The 19,243-nt window shown below is 37.1% G+C and carries 22 protein-coding genes and 1 pseudogene; 9 read left to right on the top strand and 14 right to left on the bottom strand.

Annotation, left to right across the window (positions count from 1 at the left end):
• The 3 genes and pseudogenes from A6B43_RS06565 (at position 1) to A6B43_RS06555 (ending at position 1,835) form a co-directional block, all read left to right on the top strand.
• The gene (locus A6B43_RS06565) at positions 1 to 567 is read left to right on the top strand and encodes an elongation factor P hydroxylase (RefSeq protein ID WP_124211068.1); all 567 of its coding nucleotides are present in this window, start codon (positions 1 to 3) and stop codon (positions 565 to 567) included.
• Between the two features lie 9 nt (positions 568 to 576).
• Positions 577 to 1,337, top strand: a pseudogene (gene kdsB / locus A6B43_RS06560) (3-deoxy-manno-octulosonate cytidylyltransferase).
• 69 nt (positions 1,338 to 1,406) lie between these two features.
• Positions 1,407 to 1,835 carry a YidB family protein gene (locus tag A6B43_RS06555; protein WP_472922031.1) on the top strand — a complete coding sequence of 143 codons (429 nt, stop codon included), beginning with the start codon at positions 1,407 to 1,409 and terminating at the stop codon, positions 1,833 to 1,835.
• Positions 1,836 to 1,910: 75 nt separating this feature from the next.
• Here the strand turns inward: A6B43_RS06555 and A6B43_RS06550 are convergent, their stop codons facing one another.
• The 10 genes from A6B43_RS06550 to mdh all read right to left on the bottom strand — a co-directional run bounded on the left by A6B43_RS06550 (position 1,911) and on the right by mdh (position 11,696).
• Entirely contained in the window at positions 1,911 to 2,660 is a 750-nt protein-coding gene (locus A6B43_RS06550; RefSeq protein WP_124211071.1) for an MlaA family lipoprotein, read from the bottom strand.
• A gap of 10 nt (positions 2,661 to 2,670) precedes the next feature.
• Positions 2,671 to 3,300, bottom strand: a complete 630-nt coding sequence (locus A6B43_RS06545; protein WP_124211271.1) for an MBL fold metallo-hydrolase — start codon at positions 3,298 to 3,300, stop codon at positions 2,671 to 2,673.
• Between the two features lie 13 nt (positions 3,301 to 3,313).
• Positions 3,314 to 3,868, bottom strand: coding sequence for a peptidoglycan L,D-endopeptidase MepK (mepK, locus tag A6B43_RS06540; protein ID WP_124211072.1), 555 nt, complete (start codon positions 3,866 to 3,868; stop codon positions 3,314 to 3,316).
• Positions 3,869 to 3,992: 124 nt separating this feature from the next.
• Positions 3,993 to 5,579 (bottom strand): L,D-transpeptidase family protein, encoded by a 1,587-nt coding sequence (locus A6B43_RS06535; RefSeq protein ID WP_124211073.1) that lies wholly within the window; start codon positions 5,577 to 5,579, stop codon positions 3,993 to 3,995.
• A gap of 101 nt (positions 5,580 to 5,680) precedes the next feature.
• Positions 5,681 to 7,687 (bottom strand): carboxy terminal-processing peptidase, encoded by a 2,007-nt coding sequence (prc, locus tag A6B43_RS06530; protein ID WP_124211074.1) that lies wholly within the window; start codon positions 7,685 to 7,687, stop codon positions 5,681 to 5,683.
• Between the two features lie 25 nt (positions 7,688 to 7,712).
• Positions 7,713 to 8,234 carry an RNA chaperone ProQ gene (proQ, locus tag A6B43_RS06525; RefSeq protein ID WP_124211075.1) on the bottom strand — a complete coding sequence of 174 codons (522 nt, stop codon included), beginning with the start codon at positions 8,232 to 8,234 and terminating at the stop codon, positions 7,713 to 7,715.
• Between the two features lie 171 nt (positions 8,235 to 8,405).
• Positions 8,406 to 9,356 (bottom strand): thioredoxin-disulfide reductase, encoded by a 951-nt coding sequence (gene trxB / locus A6B43_RS06520; RefSeq protein ID WP_124211272.1) that lies wholly within the window; start codon positions 9,354 to 9,356, stop codon positions 8,406 to 8,408.
• A gap of 102 nt (positions 9,357 to 9,458) precedes the next feature.
• Positions 9,459 to 10,307 carry a co-chaperone YbbN gene (locus A6B43_RS06515; protein ID WP_124211076.1) on the bottom strand — a complete coding sequence of 283 codons (849 nt, stop codon included), beginning with the start codon at positions 10,305 to 10,307 and terminating at the stop codon, positions 9,459 to 9,461.
• A gap of 49 nt (positions 10,308 to 10,356) precedes the next feature.
• Positions 10,357 to 10,623: a hypothetical protein gene (locus A6B43_RS06510; RefSeq protein ID WP_124211077.1), complete on the bottom strand. Its 267-nt coding sequence runs from the start codon at positions 10,621 to 10,623 to the stop codon at positions 10,357 to 10,359.
• Positions 10,624 to 10,751: 128 nt separating this feature from the next.
• Positions 10,752 to 11,696, bottom strand: coding sequence for a malate dehydrogenase (gene mdh / locus A6B43_RS06505; RefSeq protein ID WP_124211078.1), 945 nt, complete (start codon positions 11,694 to 11,696; stop codon positions 10,752 to 10,754).
• A gap of 209 nt (positions 11,697 to 11,905) precedes the next feature.
• Between mdh and argR the strand changes: the two genes are divergently transcribed.
• The gene (gene argR / locus A6B43_RS06500; protein WP_124211079.1) at positions 11,906 to 12,367 is read left to right on the top strand and encodes a transcriptional regulator ArgR; all 462 of its coding nucleotides are present in this window, start codon (positions 11,906 to 11,908) and stop codon (positions 12,365 to 12,367) included.
• The gene (locus tag A6B43_RS06495) at positions 12,367 to 13,233 is read left to right on the top strand and encodes a TIGR01777 family oxidoreductase (RefSeq protein WP_124211080.1); all 867 of its coding nucleotides are present in this window, start codon (positions 12,367 to 12,369) and stop codon (positions 13,231 to 13,233) included. Before argR ends, A6B43_RS06495 begins: the two co-directional genes overlap by 1 nt.
• Before the next feature lie 32 nt (positions 13,234 to 13,265).
• Here A6B43_RS06495 and ychF read toward each other — a convergent pair whose 3' ends face one another.
• From ychF to A6B43_RS06480, 3 genes are all read right to left on the bottom strand, one after another.
• Complete coding sequence (gene ychF, locus A6B43_RS06490) at positions 13,266 to 14,357, bottom strand: redox-regulated ATPase YchF (RefSeq protein ID WP_124211081.1); 1,092 nt, start codon at positions 14,355 to 14,357, stop codon at positions 13,266 to 13,268.
• Positions 14,358 to 14,448: 91 nt separating this feature from the next.
• Complete coding sequence (gene pth / locus A6B43_RS06485) at positions 14,449 to 15,033, bottom strand: aminoacyl-tRNA hydrolase (RefSeq protein ID WP_124211082.1); 585 nt, start codon at positions 15,031 to 15,033, stop codon at positions 14,449 to 14,451.
• A 105-nt stretch (positions 15,034 to 15,138) separates the two neighbouring features.
• Positions 15,139 to 15,411 (bottom strand): hypothetical protein, encoded by a 273-nt coding sequence (locus A6B43_RS06480; RefSeq protein WP_124211083.1) that lies wholly within the window; start codon positions 15,409 to 15,411, stop codon positions 15,139 to 15,141.
• 110 nt (positions 15,412 to 15,521) lie between these two features.
• On the opposite strand from A6B43_RS06480, the gene A6B43_RS06475 reads away from it, so the two are divergent.
• Complete coding sequence (locus tag A6B43_RS06475) at positions 15,522 to 15,779, top strand: helix-turn-helix domain-containing protein (RefSeq protein ID WP_124211084.1); 258 nt, start codon at positions 15,522 to 15,524, stop codon at positions 15,777 to 15,779.
• A 52-nt stretch (positions 15,780 to 15,831) separates the two neighbouring features.
• On the opposite strand, the gene rsmC is transcribed toward A6B43_RS06475, so the two are convergent.
• Complete coding sequence (rsmC, locus tag A6B43_RS06470; protein ID WP_124211085.1) at positions 15,832 to 16,821, bottom strand: 16S rRNA (guanine(1207)-N(2))-methyltransferase RsmC; 990 nt, start codon at positions 16,819 to 16,821, stop codon at positions 15,832 to 15,834.
• 80 nt (positions 16,822 to 16,901) lie between these two features.
• On the opposite strand from rsmC, the gene A6B43_RS06465 reads away from it, so the two are divergent.
• The 3 genes from A6B43_RS06465 to srmB all read left to right on the top strand — a co-directional run bounded on the left by A6B43_RS06465 (position 16,902) and on the right by srmB (position 19,209).
• On the top strand, positions 16,902 to 17,321 hold the full coding sequence (locus A6B43_RS06465; protein WP_124211086.1) for a DNA polymerase III subunit psi: 420 nt from the start codon (positions 16,902 to 16,904) through the stop codon (positions 17,319 to 17,321).
• The gene (rimI, locus tag A6B43_RS06460; protein WP_124211087.1) at positions 17,318 to 17,755 is read left to right on the top strand and encodes a ribosomal protein S18-alanine N-acetyltransferase; all 438 of its coding nucleotides are present in this window, start codon (positions 17,318 to 17,320) and stop codon (positions 17,753 to 17,755) included. Before A6B43_RS06465 ends, rimI begins: the two co-directional genes overlap by 4 nt.
• A 140-nt stretch (positions 17,756 to 17,895) precedes the next feature.
• Complete coding sequence (gene srmB, locus A6B43_RS06455; protein WP_124211088.1) at positions 17,896 to 19,209, top strand: ATP-dependent RNA helicase SrmB; 1,314 nt, start codon at positions 17,896 to 17,898, stop codon at positions 19,207 to 19,209.
• Positions 19,210 to 19,243: the final 34 nt, after the last annotated feature.

Here is a 19,243-nt window from a genome sequence, read left to right as displayed (position 1 = left end):
ATGAATCAAGATAGCCATAATTACCACGATCTGATCGCAATTTTTAATCAATGTTTTGAAAAAAGTTATAATACTCGTCTCGAAGCAGGAGGAGACTATCCTATCTATCTTCCTGCTTTTTTAGATGAAAATAATACCCCTAGTGAACGGCCTTATAATGTCATTTTATTTGCTCACGGCTTTTATAGCAGTGCCTTACACGAGATCTCTCATTGGCTTGTTGCAGGTAAAGAACGGCGTAAGCTGGAAGACTTTGGCTATTGGTACGAACCTGATGGACGCTCAGCAGAACGCCAAAGAGAATTTGAACAAGTTGAAGTAAAACCTCAAGCTCTCGAGTGGATTCTAGCTACGGCAGCAAATTTCCGCTACTTCGCCAGTGCTGACAATCTTACTGGCGATGCTGGAGATAGTTCTGCCTTTAAAAATGCGGTTTACAATCAGGTAAAATACTATGCAGAAAATGGATTACCACTACGAGCTGAAATACTACGTCAAGCTTTAGCAGAATTTTACCAAACACCAAATCATATCGTTTTAGAGCAATTTGACCTCACTAAAATTTAGGAGTGTAATATGAGTTTTACCGTTATTATTCCAGCTCGTTATGCCTCAACCCGCTTACCTCGCAAACCATTGCTAGATATTGCAGGGAAACCAATGATTCAACATGTTTGGGAACAAGCTCAAAAAACAAAAGCTAAACGGGTTATTGTCGCAACCGATCATACAGAAATTGCTCAGGTGGTAGAAAAATTCGGAGGCGAGATCTGCTTAACCTCAGATCAGCATACATCTGGTACAGAACGGCTAGCAGAAGTCATTGATAAAATGGGAATTCCAGATAATGAAATCATTGTAAATATTCAGGGTGATGAGCCACTAATCCCCCTATAATTGTGCAACAAGTTGCTGATAATTTAGAACAGTACCAAGTTAATATGGCAACCCTTGCCGTAAAAATTTTAACAAAAGAAGAACTTTTAAACCCTAATGTCGTAAAAACGGTTAGCGATAAAAATGGTATGGCACTCTATTTTTCTCGTGCCACAATACCTTTCCCTCGAGATCACATTCAGCAATGTAGTGATTTATTTGTCACTGAACAGCATTATTTACGCCATCTCGGTATTTATGCCTACCGAGCAGGATTTATAAAACAGTATGTCGCTTGGCAACCTACTATTCTTGAGCAACTTGAATCATTAGAACAATTAAGAGCATTATGGCACGGTGAAAAAATTCACATTGAGCTCGCATTAGAAGCTCCTGAAGTTGGAGTTGATACCTTAGAAGATCTAGAGAGGGTTCGTCAAATTTTAGTAAATCATCAGTAACAAGCGGTGAAATTGATATAATTTTTGCAAATGCAAAATTTTTTATAATCTAACCGCTTACAATCAACCATTGGAGAAATTATGTTAAACAATCTATTAGGCTCTCTTGCTTCATCAGTTCTTGGCGGTAGTGAAGGACAAAATAAAGCTATTCAACTTATTCAAGCACTCTTACAATCACAAGGTGGGATACAAGGACTCATTGAAAAATTCCAACAAGATGGCCTTGAACAAATTATTAAATCTTGGATTGGAAAAGATGAAAATTTACCCATTTCTCATTCACAAATTTTAGATATTTTCGGCAAACAGCATTTAGATAATGCCGCTGAAGAAGTTGGTATTCCAAAAGATGATGCACCAAACTTATTATCAGAATTCTTACCGAAAATTGTTGATACGCTAAGCCCAAACGGGCATCTTGATCTCAAGAATCTTGATACTAACGCACTACTACAACAAGGTGCAAAAGCTGTTTTTGGGAAACTATTTAGCTAAATTACCGTTTGTTTTATAAAAAAATAGCTAGCCTAATTTATTATGAGCTAGCTATTTTTCATCAACCTGAAGGCATTAATCAATGCCTTTTAATTCATCTTGAGAAAGTATCTCTTTCGTATCCGATGAGCTTTTACCATCTTTCACTTTAAATTCAAGGTGCTGGAAATAAGCCTCACGGAAAGTACTATACGGATCTTGCGATTGCTTTAATAAGGCATCTTTCCCTAGCAACGAAGAACGTTTATCAATACCCTGAACCCCCCATTTTACAATCGACCACGGTGTTGCTAGCATTGAAAGTACAGGATAAGTAGTATCAACAATATCACCCAAATCTTGACGAGGCGTAGCAGGCCCATAAGCTGGCAACATAATATAGGGGCCAGTTGGCACACCATAGGTTCCTAATGTATCACCAAAATCACGATTTCCATTCTCTAATTTAAGATCTGGTGTCTTACTCGCAAAATCAATCAATCCACCTAAACCAAAAATAGTATTAAACCAAAAGCGAGTAAAATGAATCATCGCTTTTTTTCCTTCCCCTTCAAGCAAGCGGTTTACAAAGCTAGCTGGTTCATCGAGGTTATTTGCAACATTCACTAACCCTGTTTTAACTGGACTTGGTACATAATCTCGCCAACCTTTAGCAACAGGCTCTAATACATAAGGATCAATATATTCGTAATTCACTTTCCACATTGCTCGGTTAAAACCTTCAAGGGAATCTTTACGTTCTCCCGTTTCAGGATTAATTGATGAACTACACGCAGAAAGTAACAATACTGAACTGGTTAATAGTACTTTTAATTTTACTGACATATTTATCTCATTATTTTAGAAAAGGATTACTTTTCTTCTCTTGCCCAATTGTTGTATGGCTGCCGTGTCCTGGAATTATTACAAAATCATCGTCAAGATCGAATAATTTAGTACGAATGGAGTGAATGAGCTGATCAAAATTTCCTTGATGTAAATCTGTTCGTCCTATGCTATTTTGAAATAATACATCACCACTAAATACAATTTTATTCTTAAAATCAAAAAAGCCAATATGCCCTGGAGAATGCCCTGGTAAATGACGAATCGTAAAAGTAATATCACCTACTTTCACTTCATCATTTTCTTCAAGCCAATGATCAGGTAAAAAAGCAGGAACTTCGGGAAAGCTATAATTTCGGCAGATTTCAGGTAACTGTTCAAATAACATTTTATCCGCATAATGAGAACCATAAGCTGGCACACCGAAATAATGTTTTAATGTTTCTACTGCCATAATATGATCTAAATGCCCGTGAGTAATCAGTATTTTTTGAACATTTAATTCCTGTAATTGCACAAATTCAATCATTTTTTGTGAATCGCCACCGGGATCAATAATTGCTGCATTTTTATTACTATCCCAAATAATCGAACAATTTTGTTGAAAAGCGGTAACAGGAATAATTTGAAGATTAAACATCATATCTTACCGCTTATCCACGCCACGTACGTACAGGACCTGTATCCACATGTACAAAATGATTTCGTGGGTAATAACCTACTCCACCACTACTTAAGCTCTCAGCAGCAGCTTTAATTTTTGCTAATGGCACCCCATCAATATAAAAATCAACCGCTTTACCTACAATATGATAACTATGGCTCGCAACACCACGGCTACGTAGACGCATTCGGGCATTAGTTTGTGCTGAACGATAACCACACAACACTAAAATTTCTGCATTACGCAACCCCAATTTTGCTTGAATCCGAGTAAGTTTAAAAAATAAATTAGGATCAATCGACTTAACTTGGTTAATATGACGATCTCGCATTAAATAATTCATCTTACTTAAATCCGATGAAGCAAAACGGTTACCTTGATAAGATGCTGACACAACATCGCCCGTATTTACATTACGTAAACGTAATGACATAGGTTTCGGTGTTGAAATAATCGCATTTGCTAAACCCGGTAAACAAGCTGCACCTAATGCAATCCCCCCAAGGGAAAGCCATCTGCGACGCTGTAAATTTGTATTCTCCATTTGTGTTCCTCATTATTTTTCAATAATGCCTCATCATCATATTGATGATAAACCATTTGGATTTTAAAAATATCTAAATAATACTATTCCGAGAGACTTAATCTCTCGGAATACTGAAAACTTATTAAATGATATTTTTCACTTTTGCCCAATCAACTTGCATTTTAGGCATATTCGTATCATAACGATAAATATCAGGCAAACTATGTACTTTTCCACCTTCAACCCAAGTTGTTACATAATATAAATAAACTGGGTTATCTGAACGAATCTGCGCTGAAGTCGTCTGCTTGCTCGCCAAGACATTCTGTTTACGCTGAACAGACCAACCAGCTTCTTTTAGTAATAAAGTCGCTAATTCATCTGCTTTAGCGACACGTACACAACCAGAACTTAACGCACGTTCTGTACGACTAAACAAACCTCTATTTGGCGTATCATGTAAATAAATTGCATCACTACTTGGCATATTAAATTTAAAACGCCCTAATGCACTATCATCACCCGCCTTTTGACGAATATGATATGGGAAATTTTTCGATGGATCAGAATAAACTGACCAATTAATTGTTGCAGGATTTACTTTATTACCTCGTCCATCAATAATCTCATAACCATGACGTTCTACATAACTAATATCACGGCGAATTTTAGGCACAAGATCCTTGTTTTTAATGGTTGAAGGAACATTCCAAGGTGGATTCACCACAACATTACTTAATTTACTAAACATAACTGGCGTACGACGCTCATCACGACCAACAATAACTCGAGATGTTAATAACAGTTTTCCATCACGCATATAATAAAGCTGATAGCTTGGAATATTGACAAAAACTCCGTTATTAAAGCTCGGAATAAAACGTAAACGTTGAGCATTTAAAGCCAATTTATTAAATGAGGCAGAAACACCTTTCGTTGCGCCCTGATCGGTATTTTTTCCTTTCGATTTTTTACTCTTTTTAGAAGCCGAAACTACACTATTCGAAGACATTTCAAATAACTTTTGTACTGTTTCTCGATAAATGTGATTAGTCGGCACTAAATTAGCAATAAACTGACCTATTGAACCATTTTTTACCGCCCTGACCCACACATTTATATCATTTTCTGAAGGTGCTTTTGTATTGTAAGAACCTAAATTATACAACCACTGATTTGCATTTTTAGCTACATTCTTATTGTAATAAAGATAATCTAAAAAACTGTCAGTTAAAAGAATATCTCGACCAAGACCATCTGAAGTATTTAAGATCTGTTGTAAAGCCTTAGCTGATTTTGCAGAAACACCACTCACAGCAAATGCGGCATATTCTTTTAAGAAAATACGCTCTGCTGCTTTATCCGTCCATAAAGGTTCAAAACCATTATCCGCATAGACTTTTGCTGTCGTTATCGATAAAAGCAGTTGATTATTACCAATTTCCTGCTTTAAACGTCCCTGAACTTGTACAAATTTTTCTGCTGCTATACGTTTTTCTTCTTCTAATTTAAGAGCTACTTCTGCCTGTTTCGCTAATTCTGCAGCCCTAGCTTGCTGAGCCTCGAAACTTAATTGGGGTAATACAATCTCTGTGGTTTGCCCAACAGCAGTAGTTATTTCAGCCGCATTATTTGTAGACTGAGCAGGTTGTAGGCTCTCACTTGTTTGTGTTTCTGCTAACGCAAAGCCAGATAACATCATCAAGGAAATATAGTTAAGTTTTTTCATTTAGTTACAAACCCGAATAATAAAATTTTTACGGAATAGACCGCTTACCTTATGATAATAATAGCTAAGTGGTCTAAAAACCAACATTATAACTGATTTTTCTATTTTTTATCTATTTCCAACCAATCAACCATCATTTTCTCTGCTTCTTTTAAGAAGAAATCTGGAGCTTCATAGTCTTTTGGTAATTGTTCAAGATTTTTTAATGGTTTTTTACCTTCACGTTGGAAACGTGCATTGAGATCTTTCAAACGCTTTCCTTCGCTTTCATGATACTCTTTCATTCGTTCCATTAAATTAAGTGAGGTAAACTTACGTGCATCTTTCTCCTTACGAATTGCAATATCTTCATTTAAAGTAATAAATTCGGGATCTTTCGCAATACGGGATTGATGTTTAGCATTTAAATCTTCTACTACCTTACGAGCATTATCTGCTTCAGAAAAAGATGCACTCGGAATTTTATCCCAAGGAAGTGCATTATCTTCAAAGCTCTCACCGTTCTTCTCTGCATTAATAATTTCAGGGAAAGGAATATCGGCATCAACGCCTTTAAGCTGAGTACTTCCACCATTCACACGGTAAAATTTTTGGATAGTATATTGGATTAATCCAAGCGGTCGAGAACTAAGATCATATATCGCATTTAATGAACGGCTTTGTTGAACCGTACCCTTACCGAACGTCTTTTGACCAACAATAATTGCTCGGTTATAATCCTGCATTGCTGCCGCAAAAATTTCAGAAGCCGAGGCACTATTACGGTTAATCATTACCATAATATTCCCCGTATATTCAATTGCACTATCGGGATCTTCGTGAATAGTAATTCGATTGAATGCATCACGTACTTGAACAATCGGTCCTTCCTTAATAAAAAGCCCCGCCAATTCAATCACTTCAGGTAATGAACCACCGCCATTATCACGTAAATCAATGATCAAACCATCCGCTTTCTTAGCTTTCATCTCTTTCAATAATTTACGAACATCTTTAGTTAAGCCTAAATAAAACGTTGAAATTTTAATGACCGCAATATTTTTGCCGTCCATTTTTTTTACAGTTAATTTAGCCGCACTATCTTCAAGACGGATTTTATCTCTTACTAACGTGATAATTTTATTTTTACCACCCTTTGCTGGCTCAATATCAAGATAAACTTTTGTTCCTTTTTTACCTTTAATCTTATCGACTACATCATCTAAACGCCAGCCAACCACATCTTCAATTTTATTTGCTGATTGTCCTACACCTACAATTTTATCGCCCGCACTAATTTTTTTACTTCGTGCAGCAGGAGCTCCTGGAACAAGAGATTGAATTTTAGTAATATCGTCCTCCATTTCCAGCGTTGCCCCAATACCTTCTAGAGAAAGCTTCATACTCTCTTCAAAACGCTGAGCAGAACGTGGTGATAAATAGCTAGTATGTGGATCAATCTCACGAGCAAAGGCATTCAAATAACTTTGTAAAATATCATCAGGTTTATTTTGAATTAAACGGTTTATCGCAAGGTTATAACGTTTAACCAATGTTTTCTTAATCTCAGGCCACTTTTTCTCTTTAAGATAAAGATTGATAACATCATTTTTTACCCGTTGATTCCATAGTTCATCAGCTTCTGCCACCGTTGTTGGGAACGGAGCTTTTTCACGATCATTTTCGATTTTATCATCACCTTTTAAATCAGGTTCTTTATCTAATAATGACAACGCATATTTATAACGCTCATAACGACGTTTCACCATTCGTTCGTATATTGAAAAGGGGGCTTCTAATTGTCCCTCATACAACTCATCATCCAATTTTTTCGCATACATTTGCCGCATTTCATCAATATCTGTTTGCAAAAACGTATTATGAGAAGGATCTAACCAATCAATATAGCGATTAAAGATAAGTTCTGAGAAGATATCATCAAACTTAATTTTTTTGTAATGAGATTGTGTTAAACGAGCGGTAACTCTCTTTGTCGATAAAATATGTTGCGCTTCTGGCTTTGGTATAGTTAACTCACTCTCTTTTAATTGAGGCTGAACAGCAAAACTACCTGCCATTAATGTACTAAAATATAACCCAACAAGATATTTTAATTTGTTGTGTTTCATAAAATCCTACTATTTTCTTATTTTATTAATGTCTGCCAAATTTACTTTCTAACGCAGCCAAACTTTCTAATGAGGCTTTTGCTGGCTCTTGTCGTTTCTTTTCTTTAACGCTTTTTTTCACATTAGCGTCCTTTGCTTGTTGCTTAAAGAATGCTTTACGTTTCTCTTTTGCTTGTTGAGCTCGTTTCTCTAAATAAGCTGCTTTAGCTTGTGCCAATGTTTCCGCAGCATGTTGAGCTTGAGTTGCATCAACCACTCCCGCTTCTTCACCTTGTAAACCTATACGTATCGCACCTTCTTTACAACCATGTAGATAACGCCAATTTGAAGTGTAAGCACGCAATGCTTGACGTAACACTGTTTTACTCACTTTTTCATCATCGGCAAGCGCTAATGCAAGCTCTTGAAAAAGCCCAATTTTTAACGGCTTAGCTTCACCCTCAAGGGAAAAACAAAGAGGAAATTTTTCAACCAAATACGCAATGGTTTCTTTAATAGGAAGAGATTTTTTTTGGGTTTGTTGTAACTCAACAACTTGTTCAGACATAGCTTTTTCCATTCATTAAAAATTCATAAAATACTCAGATACTATATTTTATTTCTGTTATTCCGTCCATTCTTTCACAAAGAAGTTCCATAAGATTTGCAAAATTATGGAGAAAATGACCGCTTTCTTTCAAACCATTGTATAGGTGTATAGGTAGCGATCGTTTCTTAATTATTGATTATCTAAAAATCGTTCAGCATCTAGTGCCGCCATACAGCCTGTTCCAGCAGAAGTGATCGCTTGACGATAAGTATGATCCATTACGTCACCCGCAGCAAATACACCTTCGACACTAGTTGCGGTTGCATTACCTTCTAAGCCCGATTTCACCACAATATAGCCATTATTAAGTTCTAATTGTCCTGCAAACATATCGGTATTCGGCATATGGCCAATCGCCACGAAAACACCATCTAGGGTTAATGATGTTACATTATTTTCTTTTATACTTTTAATCCGAATGCCCGTTACGCCTGCATCATTACCTAATACTTCATCAAGTTCGCAATTTAAATGTAGAATAATTTTGCCTTCTTCTACTTTTTTCATTAAGCGTTCGATTAAAATTTTCTCACTACGAAACGTATCACGACGGTGAATTAAATGTACTTGCGAAGCAATATTAGAAAGATATAGGGCTTCTTCTACTGCCGTATTTCCTCCCCCAATAACTGCCACAGGTTTATTACGGTAGAAAAAGCCATCGCAGGTTGCACAAGCAGACACACCACGGCCCTTATACGACTCTTCTGATGGCAAACCAAGATATTTTGCTGATGCTCCTGTTGCAATAATTAAGGCATCACAGGTAAAAGTATTAAAATCACCTTGTAATGTAAAAGGACGTTGTGAAAGATCAACACTGTGAATATGATCAAAAATAATCTCTGTATTGAATTTTTCTGCATGTTTTTGCATTTTATTCATCAATTCAGACCCAGTAATTTCGCCAAATTCGCCAGGCCAATTCTCAATTTCACTGGTTGTTGTTAGCTGCCCGCCTTGCTGTATCCCCGTAACTAAAACAGGATTTAGGTTTGCCCGAGCCGCATAAACTGCTGCTGTATACCCAGCAGGCCCCGAACCTAAAATTAATAATTGTGCGTGTTTTGTTGCCATTATAATCTGCTCCAAACAAGCGGTCTTTTTATAACTAAATTATGTAAACCGCTTAAGTGTCTATAAATTTATCTTTGGTAAATTATACAATATAGATAATCATCATTAATAAAGAAGTGAATAAAACTGTCTGCGGAATTTCGCTACCATTGGATCGGCATTACCCATTGCCGACAAAATTGCTAAAAATTGTTTTTTCACTTCACCATTACCTGCCGTTAAATCTTTACGCAACCAATCCATTAAAAGCTCTAACGCTTGTTCATTGCGTTTTACCTGATGTAATTGATTAGCAAGTTTTACTGCTGTCTCTGGGGTAGGATTTTTTCCATATTCTGCTTGTAAATGCTGAATTTCTGGAGAATCTGCCGCTTGTTCTAATAATTTAATTTGATCTTGCAAGCCTTGCCAACGGCTATCTCTATCTTGTATCGGAATTTCAGCCAAAATTGCTTTGGCGATTTCAATATCTTTCAAAGCAATATGAGTTTCGGCGTAGAGTAAGCCAAAATCACTATTCTTTTTATTAGTTAATTCCCACGCATTTTTTAACAGTGGTAACGCTAAATCATACTGCTCTGCTTCCAAAAACTCCAATGCTTGCGCAAATTGTAGCTCTTCTTCTTTAGGCAAAATATGACTCAAACGGATACGCAATTCCTGCTCTGGAATTTCCCCTTGAATTGCATCAACGGGCTGCCCATTTACAAAAAAATAGCTACTTGGTACCGCTTGTACTCGAAATTGAGCAGCAATCATTGGCTGTTCATCACAATTTATAAGGGCTAATAAAAATTGTTTTGGATATTCTTCCGATAAACGGCGAAAGCGAGCTTCCATTTCAATGGATTGAAGACTAACTTGCGATACAAAATGAAACACCACAGGAATTTCTGCTGTGGCATTAATTATTTCGCTGAAATTTTGTTCATTAACATTAATAATATAATCCATAATAACCTTGAAAATAAGTGGTAATTTCACTTCCCCTTTTTATACTTAACTAATCAGCGTGATGATGGCTAATAATTGTTTGCACGCCACCATTACCTGCACACATTGCATTTGTTGCAGTAGAGTAAGAACCATCACGACAAATTGCAGTAACACTACTAGGTAAATTCATTGGGACTTCCGCCTGCTTTTCAATTTTTTGAGGATAAGCAACAGAGCGATCAACCTCTTTAGCAACTGTTACTCCTTGATTTGAACAACAAGCAGTAATAACAGATATCATAGAAACCATACCAAAAACATATAATTTTTTCACAATAATTCCTTTTTATCGAACAATCTTACTAGGATTACTCACCTAAAATTTATCTTAATAAATAAAAAGCCGAAAACAATCTGCTCTCGGCTTACATAATGACGATTATTTAACAAAAATTCAAGGCTTTAACCATTAATGAACTTTTCACCTAATTCGATCTCTGCTTTTAAAGTTGGAAGCAATGACTCAATAGCAGCCTGTTCATAAGCACTTACTTCACCAATCGGTAAAATTTCTTCTACCCCATTACGACCAAAACGAACAGGTTGAGCAAAGAAACGAGCATATTTTCCATCGCCTTCGACAAACGCATATTCAACAACCGCCTCTCCTGCTAAGCCTTTTAACGCCGCACGAGCAAAACGCGCCGCAGCTTGAGCCATTGAAAGCGTTGCAGAGCCACCACCCGCTTTTGCCTCAACAACTTCTGTACCTGCATTTTGAATACGCTTAGTTAATGCCTCAACTTCATCTTGCGTAAATTGGATTTTATCTACTTCAGATGCTTGAGAAAGTAAAGGTAAAATAGTCACGCCAGAATGCCCAGCAATAACAGGTACTTTAACATTATTTACATCTTTACCTTTTAATTCTGCTACAAATGTCTCTGAACGTAATACATCTAATAAAGTAACCCCAAATAGTTTACGTTTATCATATACCCCCGCTTTTTTTAGTACCTCAGCTGCAATTGGAACTGTTGTATTGACAGGATTGGTAATAATCCCAATACACGCATTTGGACAAGTTTGAGCAACTTTTTCAATCAAATTACGCACAATACCCGCATTGATATTAAATAAATCAGAACGATCCATTCCAGGTTTACGAGCCATACCCGCCGAAATTAAAACTAAATCTGCACCTTCAAGAGCTTGGCTTGGATCTTCACCAGCAAATCCAGACACTTTAACCGGTGTCGGTATATGGCTAATATCTGCAGCAACACCTGGCGTAACTGGTGAAATATCATACAATGATAAACTTGTACCTGCTGGTAGTTGTAATTTTAATAATAATGCTAACGCTTGACCGATACCGCCGGCTGCGCCTAATAATGTAACTTTCATAACATTCTCCTATTGAACTAAATGAATTAGGCTATTTAAACTTTTTCAGTCTATGCAAAAAAATTTCAAGATTCAAACAACAAAATTCAATTTTGCGAAGTACCGCAAATTTTTCCTTTAAAAGTCGGCTTACATTTGCCTTTTATGCATAAATAAGCAAAAATACCGCATAAATTTTACGGAAATCCCCATATTAAAAAGGAAAAATTGTGGAAAAATTTAATTCCCTCACAGATGCATTCAAAGCATTACTTAAAGAAGAAAAATTTAGCTCACAGAGTGAAATTGTAACCGCTTTACAAGAAATGGGTTTTCCTCATGTTAATCAATCTAAAATTTCACGAATGCTCACTAAATTTGGAGCTATACGAACACGCAATACAAAAATGGAAATGGTTTATCAGCTACCTGCTGAATTGGCTCTTCCAACCACCTCTAGCCCATTAAAGAATTTAGTGACTGATATCGATCATAATAACCAAATCATTGTTGTTAAAACCCTTCCAGGCGGAGCACAACTCATTGCCCGCCTCCTTGATTCACTTGGTAAAGCCGAAGGTATTCTAGGCACAATTGCTGGAGACGATACTATTTTCATTACTACAACTTCCGATACCCCTATTCAACAAGTCATTGAAACAATTTCTGATCTTTTTGAAGGTTCTCTCTAATGCATATTTTTATCACAGGTGGAACAGGGTTTATCGGGCAAGCTCTTTGCCAAACGTTGATATCGAAAGGACACACTCTAACTGTGCTAACCCGCCAAACCAAAACGTCTACACAAGCGGTTAATTTCGTAAGCAATTTTACACATTTAGATAATTTCGATGCCGTAATAAATTTAGCGGGTGAACCTATTTTTGCCCATCGCTGGACAACAAAACAGAAACAAAAATTAGTTGATAGTCGCCTGAATTTAACAAAAAAAATAGTAAATATTATTCAGCAAAGTAACAATCCCCCCGCTGTATTCCTTTCTGCATCTGCCACGGGTATTTATGGCAATCTTTCTAAATTTGCAGAAATTTGTGAAGCTCTTACCGCTTGCGACCCTAGTTTTCCTGCTCAACTTTGCCAAAAATGGGAAAAAGAAGCATTAAAAGCTCAAAATAAGCACACTCGAGTTTGCTTGCTACGCACAGGGATTGTTCTAGATAAATCAGGCAGTGCATTAAAACAAATGTTACCTTTGTATCGATTAGGACTTGGTGGAAAATTAGGATCAGGCAAGCAACACTGGGCGTGGATTGCATTGGAAGATGAAATTCGGGCTATCTGTTTTTTATTAGAAAACTCAAATAGCAAAGGGGCATACAATCTTGTTGCTCCTCATTCAGTCAGTAATGCTGAATTTAATCACAGACTTGCCAAACAGCTTCACCGCCCTGCTTTTTTTGCTGTTCCCCAATGGTTATTAAAATTGGTGCTCGGCGAACGCTCGCAATTATTGTTAGACAACCAACCGCTTGTACCTCAGAAGTTATTAAATGAAGGCTTTACTTTTAATTATCCCAATTTATCTGACTTATTATAAAAAAATCCCCTCATTGAGGGGATTTAAATTTGTTAGACATTAAAACGGAAGTGCATTACATCGCCATCTTGCACAACATAATCTTTTCCTTCTAAACGCCATTTTCCAGCTTCTTTTGCACCATTTTCGCCTTTATATTGAATAAAATCTTCATAAGCAATCACTTCGGCACGAATAAAGCCTTTTTCAAAGTCTGTATGGATAACCGCCGCAGCTTTCGGAGCGGTTGCACCGACAGCTACTGTCCAAGCTCTAACTTCTTTTACCCCTGCGGTAAAATAAGTTTGTAAATTTAATAACGCATAACCTGCACGAATAACACGATTTAACCCTGGTTCTTTAATACCAAGATCTTGCAAGAATTCTGTTTTTTCTTCATCTTCAAGCTCTGCAATTTCTGCTTCAATCGCCGCACACACAGGAACAACAACAGAGCCTTCTTTTTCAGCAAATTCACGCACTTTATCTAAATACGGATTATTTTCAAAGCCATCTTCATTCACATTTGCAATATACATTGTTGGCTTTAAGGTTAAAAAATTGTAGCCTTTGATTGCGTGAAGTTCCTCTTTATCTAATTCAACTGAACGAATCATTCCTGCATTTTCAAGTACTGGCAAAATTTTCTCCATAATAGATAGTTCAAATTTTGCTTCTTTATCGCCACCTTTTGCACGTTTTTGCAAACGTTGAATAGCACGTTCACAGCTATCTAGATCTGCCAAAGCTAATTCCGTATTGATCGTTTCAATATCATCAAGCGGGTCAATTTTACCTGCAACGTGGACAATATCATCATTTTCAAAACAGCGAACAACGTGTCCAATTGCATCTGTTTCACGGATATTTGCTAAAAATTTATTTCCTAACCCTTCGCCTTTACTTGCACCAGCAACTAGCCCTGCAATATCAACAAATTCCATTGTCGTTGGTAATACACGCTCAGGTTTAACAATCTCTGCCAACGCATCTAAACGAGGATCAGGCATTGGCACAACGCCTGTATTTGGTTCAATCGTACAAAATGGATAGTTCGCTGCTTCAATACCTGCTTTAGTCAGTGCATTAAAAAGGGTTGATTTACCTACATTCGGTAAGCCAACAATGCCACATTTAAATCCCATAATTTTTCCTATATAAACTTGTTTTCTCAACATAACAAGCGGTCAGATTGCACCAATATTTGCTATATCTTACCGCTTGCTTTCGTAATCATTAGGCTTTAAAGCCATTTAGACGGGTAGTTGCCTTAGCAAGACCTTCTTTAAATAGAATATCAATACAACGCACCGACTCATCAATAGCAGAACTAATTAATGGCTGATCCGTTGGTGAAGGCTTACCTAACACATAACCTGCCACAAGATCTTTATGCCCTGGGTGTCCAATTCCAATTCGCACTCGATAAAAATTATTGTTATTCCCCAACGCAGAAATAATGTCTTTTAAGCCATTATGCCCACCGTGTCCCCCACCTTGCTTAATTTTTGCAACACCCGGTGGAAGATCTAACTCATCGTGAGCCACTAAAATTTCGTCTGCTTTAATACGATAAAAATTCGCTAATGCCCCAACAGCTTTTCCACTTAAATTCATAAATGTCGTGGGGACTAATAAACGCACTTCGCCTTGTGCTGTATTGATTTTAGCTACTTTTCCAAAATATTTGGGTTCGTCTTTAAGGGTTACATTATATTGACGTGCGAGCTCATTGATAAGCCACTCACCAGCATTATGACGAGTGTCTTCATATTTTGCACCTGGGTTGGCAAGCCCCACAATAAGTTTTATCTGCGACACAATTCTGCCCTATAAATAAAAGGCTGTATTGTAGGGAAAAAGGGATAATTTAACAAGGAAGAAAATGCCCAATCATTGATTGGGCAATATGATAAAATAGTAAATTTAATGTGTAAGACCAGCTGCGCCAAAACCTAAAAGACCAAGCAAAATAGGTGAAGTGAACAGCCCTATGATAGATAAAATCCACGCTAACACATTTATTCCAATCCCTTTTATATTCTTATTTTTTACCGCAATAATTGTACCAATTAACGTAGTAATTACAGCTAATGGCACAAAAATAGTCCCTAAAAATAAAATACCCAACACAGCTAAAACACAAGCAATAATACCTGCAACCATACCTGTACTAGTAGATTTTTGTTTATCTGACATAATTTCCTCTCTAAATTAAAAACAATTTATGAACCTTTTCATTTAATTCGTATTTAGTATATACCGAACCCAAATCAGGTTCAAATATTTTTGCACCTAAAATCGGTTCAATGACGAATTTAAGATTATCAATTCATTCCACTGAACATCTTTGGTTACGAGATTTTTTTATCCATAGACGAAAACAGATCGGGCTATCGCAACGTGCATTATGTAAAAAAATGGGCGTGGTTTCATCATTTGTTGGAAAAGTAGAAACCGGTGATCGGCGGTTAGATATTTTTGAGTTTATCGCTTATTGCAAAGGGTTAGAGCTTGATCCTATTGTGCTACTACAACAAATAGAACAGAAATTTGGTAAGAAATAATAACCGTTATTTACTTACCAACAAATAACGGTTAGTCGAGAAATGAACGCCTTTAATTTTTAACGGAATAGACTTTAAATTTGGTTGATTTAGCTAGAATTTGGTGTGAACCAAAAGCTCGATCAAGTAATTCTGCATAAGGTAAGAAAGAATTCGCCACTAAACGCAGCTCTCCGCCTTTATTCAAATGCTGTTTAGCTTGAGAGATCAACGTTTCTACTGCCTGATAAGTAGTCTCTATACCATCGTGAAAAGGTGGATTAGATACAATTAAATCAAATTTCTCATTGATATGAGAAAAAACATCGCTTGCTAATACTTTGCCCTCTAGCTGATTTTCCGCCAACGTCCGCTCACTTGATGCTAATGCCATTGCGTGAATATCTGACATTGTCAGTTGAATTTTAGGAAAATGGTGCTTTAAATATGCCCCGATTACCCCTGCGCCACAACCAAGATCCAACACTTTGCCCATTAAATCTTGCTGATGATCAAAGGTTGAAAGCAATAATTTTGAGCCATTATCTAATTCAGCAGAACTAAACACCGCAGGTAATGCAAACATAGTTAATGATTGCAAGCGGTAAGATTTCCAGAATTTTTTACAATCAAAACCTGGCACAGTAACTAACCGAAAATGATACAGCCCACAACGACGAGCTGAATCAATTTTAGCAATCTCGCCAAAAGGCTCGAGTATTTTTTCAACGGAACGAACGCCCGCACGGTTTTCACCAATAATCAATAATTCCTGTCCAATTGGAGAAATTGAGAGCCATTGCAACAGTTGAAATTGACACTCTTGCTTATTTTTTGTCCAGAAAAATACCGCTAAGTCGGCTGATTTCCCGCATTCTAAGCCAAATTCTGCTTGAGCATTTTGATGAGCATAATCAAAATAGCTACTAAAAACAGAGACAGATTTTGCATTCTGCTCAAGCGTTTCCGCAAACCGATCTCGCACATTCCCAAACAATAGCACTGATTTATTTTCAAAAAGTGTCAAATGACGTTTAAGCACTTCACTTTCAAGAGATAACATAAATTTTCCATTTTTTATTAAAATAATTTCCGCATTGTAACGACTTTTGCTACCATTCCCCACACTTTTGTGAGGAAAAAATGAATCGGCGAGATCTACTGTTACAGCAAATGAATATTGATCAATGGGTACTGACTAAACCACAAGTACTCAAAGGTGATGCACAAATTCGCCTAGCAGGCGATATCAAATTTGTCGTAGTTTGCGAAGAAGATCAGCAAAAATCTCAACTATTTCAAGATATTTTGCATACGTTACAACTCACATCAAAAGAGTACCAATGGCTAAATGAAGAGCAGGCTCATCGCCTGATATTTCAGCATCAACCAATATTTTTACTGATTTTGTCCGATGAACAAGCGGTAAGATTACGCAAAAAATTGACAAATCAAATCGCTTGGCACTATCCCTCGTGGCAAAGTTTACAACAACCAGAAACCAAACGGCATTTTTGGCAACAAATTGAGCCAATCTGCACCCATTTTGAGGAAAATTTGTGATTACCCCCGTTACTTGTGAAGATTTTGATCGCCTATTTGAAATTGAACAATCTGCTCATCTCGTACCTTGGAGCAAAGGAACATTGCTTAATAATCAAGGCGAACGCTATCTCAATTTAAAATTGCAAGTAAATAGCAATATTATCGCCTTTGCTATTTGCCAAACGGTGCTAGATGAGGCCACGCTATTTAATATTGCGGTTGATCCAAAATATCAGGGAAAAGGCTATGGTAAACAATTATTACAGACTCTGATAACACAACTTCAAACGCTGGGGATTTTAACCCTTTGGCTTGAAGTTCGAGCTTCAAATATTTCTGCTCAACACCTTTATTACACACTCGGTTTTAACGAAGTTACTCAACGCAAAAATTATTATCCAACGCTAAACGGTGAGAGGGAAAATGCCATCGTAATGGCGTGTTATTTATGAATTGATTTACAACTTATCAAACCATTATGCCTATCTATATAGGCCTATTTATCCTATAATCAGCCCCATTTTAATGCCACATTACAATAAACAAATAAACGGTAAGATCACCGACTAAATTTACCCATAAGAGAATATTTATGAATACCCCAACCTTTGAGCAATTTGACTTAAGCCCTTTACTACTAAAAGCGCTCGTTAAAAAAGGCTATAAAACGCCCACAGCAATTCAACAAGAAGTCCTTCCAATAACCCTCGAAGGGCGAGACTTACTTGGCTCTGCACCAACGGGAACAGGCAAAACAGCCGCATTTTTACTGCCTGCTTTGCAACATTTACTCGATTACCCACGCCGAGATCCTGGTCCACCACGCATTTTAATCTTAACCCCAACTCGTGAGCTTGCAATGCAAGTTGCTGGCCAAGCGGAAGAACTCGCTCAATTTACCCACCTAAAAGTGGCAACAATTACAGGGGGCGTGGCCTACCAAAATCACGGTGAAGTATTTAATACTAATCAAGATCTTGTGGTTGCAACACCAGGAAGGCTATTACAATATATTAAAGAAGAAAATTTTGATTGTCGTTCCGTTGAAATCCTCATTTTCGATGAAGCCGACAGAATGTTACAAATGGGATTCGGACAAGACGCAGAACATATCGCTGCAGAAACACGCTGGCGTAAATACACTTGGCTTTTTTCTGCAACTTTAGAAGGAGAATTATTAGTCGATTTTGCACAGCGGATTTTAAATAACCCAATCCAAATTGACGCTGAACCTAGCCGCCGTGAACGCAAAAAAATTCAACAATGGTATTACCATGCGGATAATCTTGAACATAAAACTAAATTACTGGCACGAATAATCACACAATTTGAAATTCAACGTGGTATTGTTTTTGTTCGCCGTCGTGAATCTGTTCGAGAAATCAGTGAAACATTACGAAAACGAGGCATTCGCTCCACTTATCTTGAAGGAGAAATGGCACAAACTCAACGTAATCAAGCAATTGATCGTATAAAAAATGGAGTAGTAAATGTTCTAATTGCAACAGACGTTGCAGCACGAGGTATCGATATTGATGATATTGATTTCGTTCTCAATTTCGATATGCCATACAGTGCCGATACCTATTTACACCGCATTGGACGTACTGCTCGAGCAGGGAAAAAAGGTTCGGCAATTTCTCTTGTAGAAGCTCACGATTATAAACTACTCGGAAAAATTCAACGCTATACTGAAGAACAGCTTAAATCTCGCTTAATTGAAGGCTTAGAGCCACGAACTAAAGCACCAAAAGATGGTGAAAGCAAAAGCGTAAGTAAAAAAGAAAAGGCTCGTATCAAGCAGAAAAAAGCCGATAAAAAGGAAGGCACGAAGAAAAAGGTGAAAATTCGCCACCGAGACACAAAAAATATCGGTAAACGCCGTAAACCGACAGCCGAAAACTAAACTAAGAACTAATAAAAAGCGGTTAGTTTTGCAA

The sequence above is a fragment of the Vespertiliibacter pulmonis genome (assembly GCF_013377275.1).
GTDB lineage: Bacteria > Pseudomonadota > Gammaproteobacteria > Enterobacterales > Pasteurellaceae > Vespertiliibacter > Vespertiliibacter pulmonis.
Note: the sequence above shows the minus strand (reverse complement) of the source record. Positions and strands in the feature narration are given on the sequence as shown.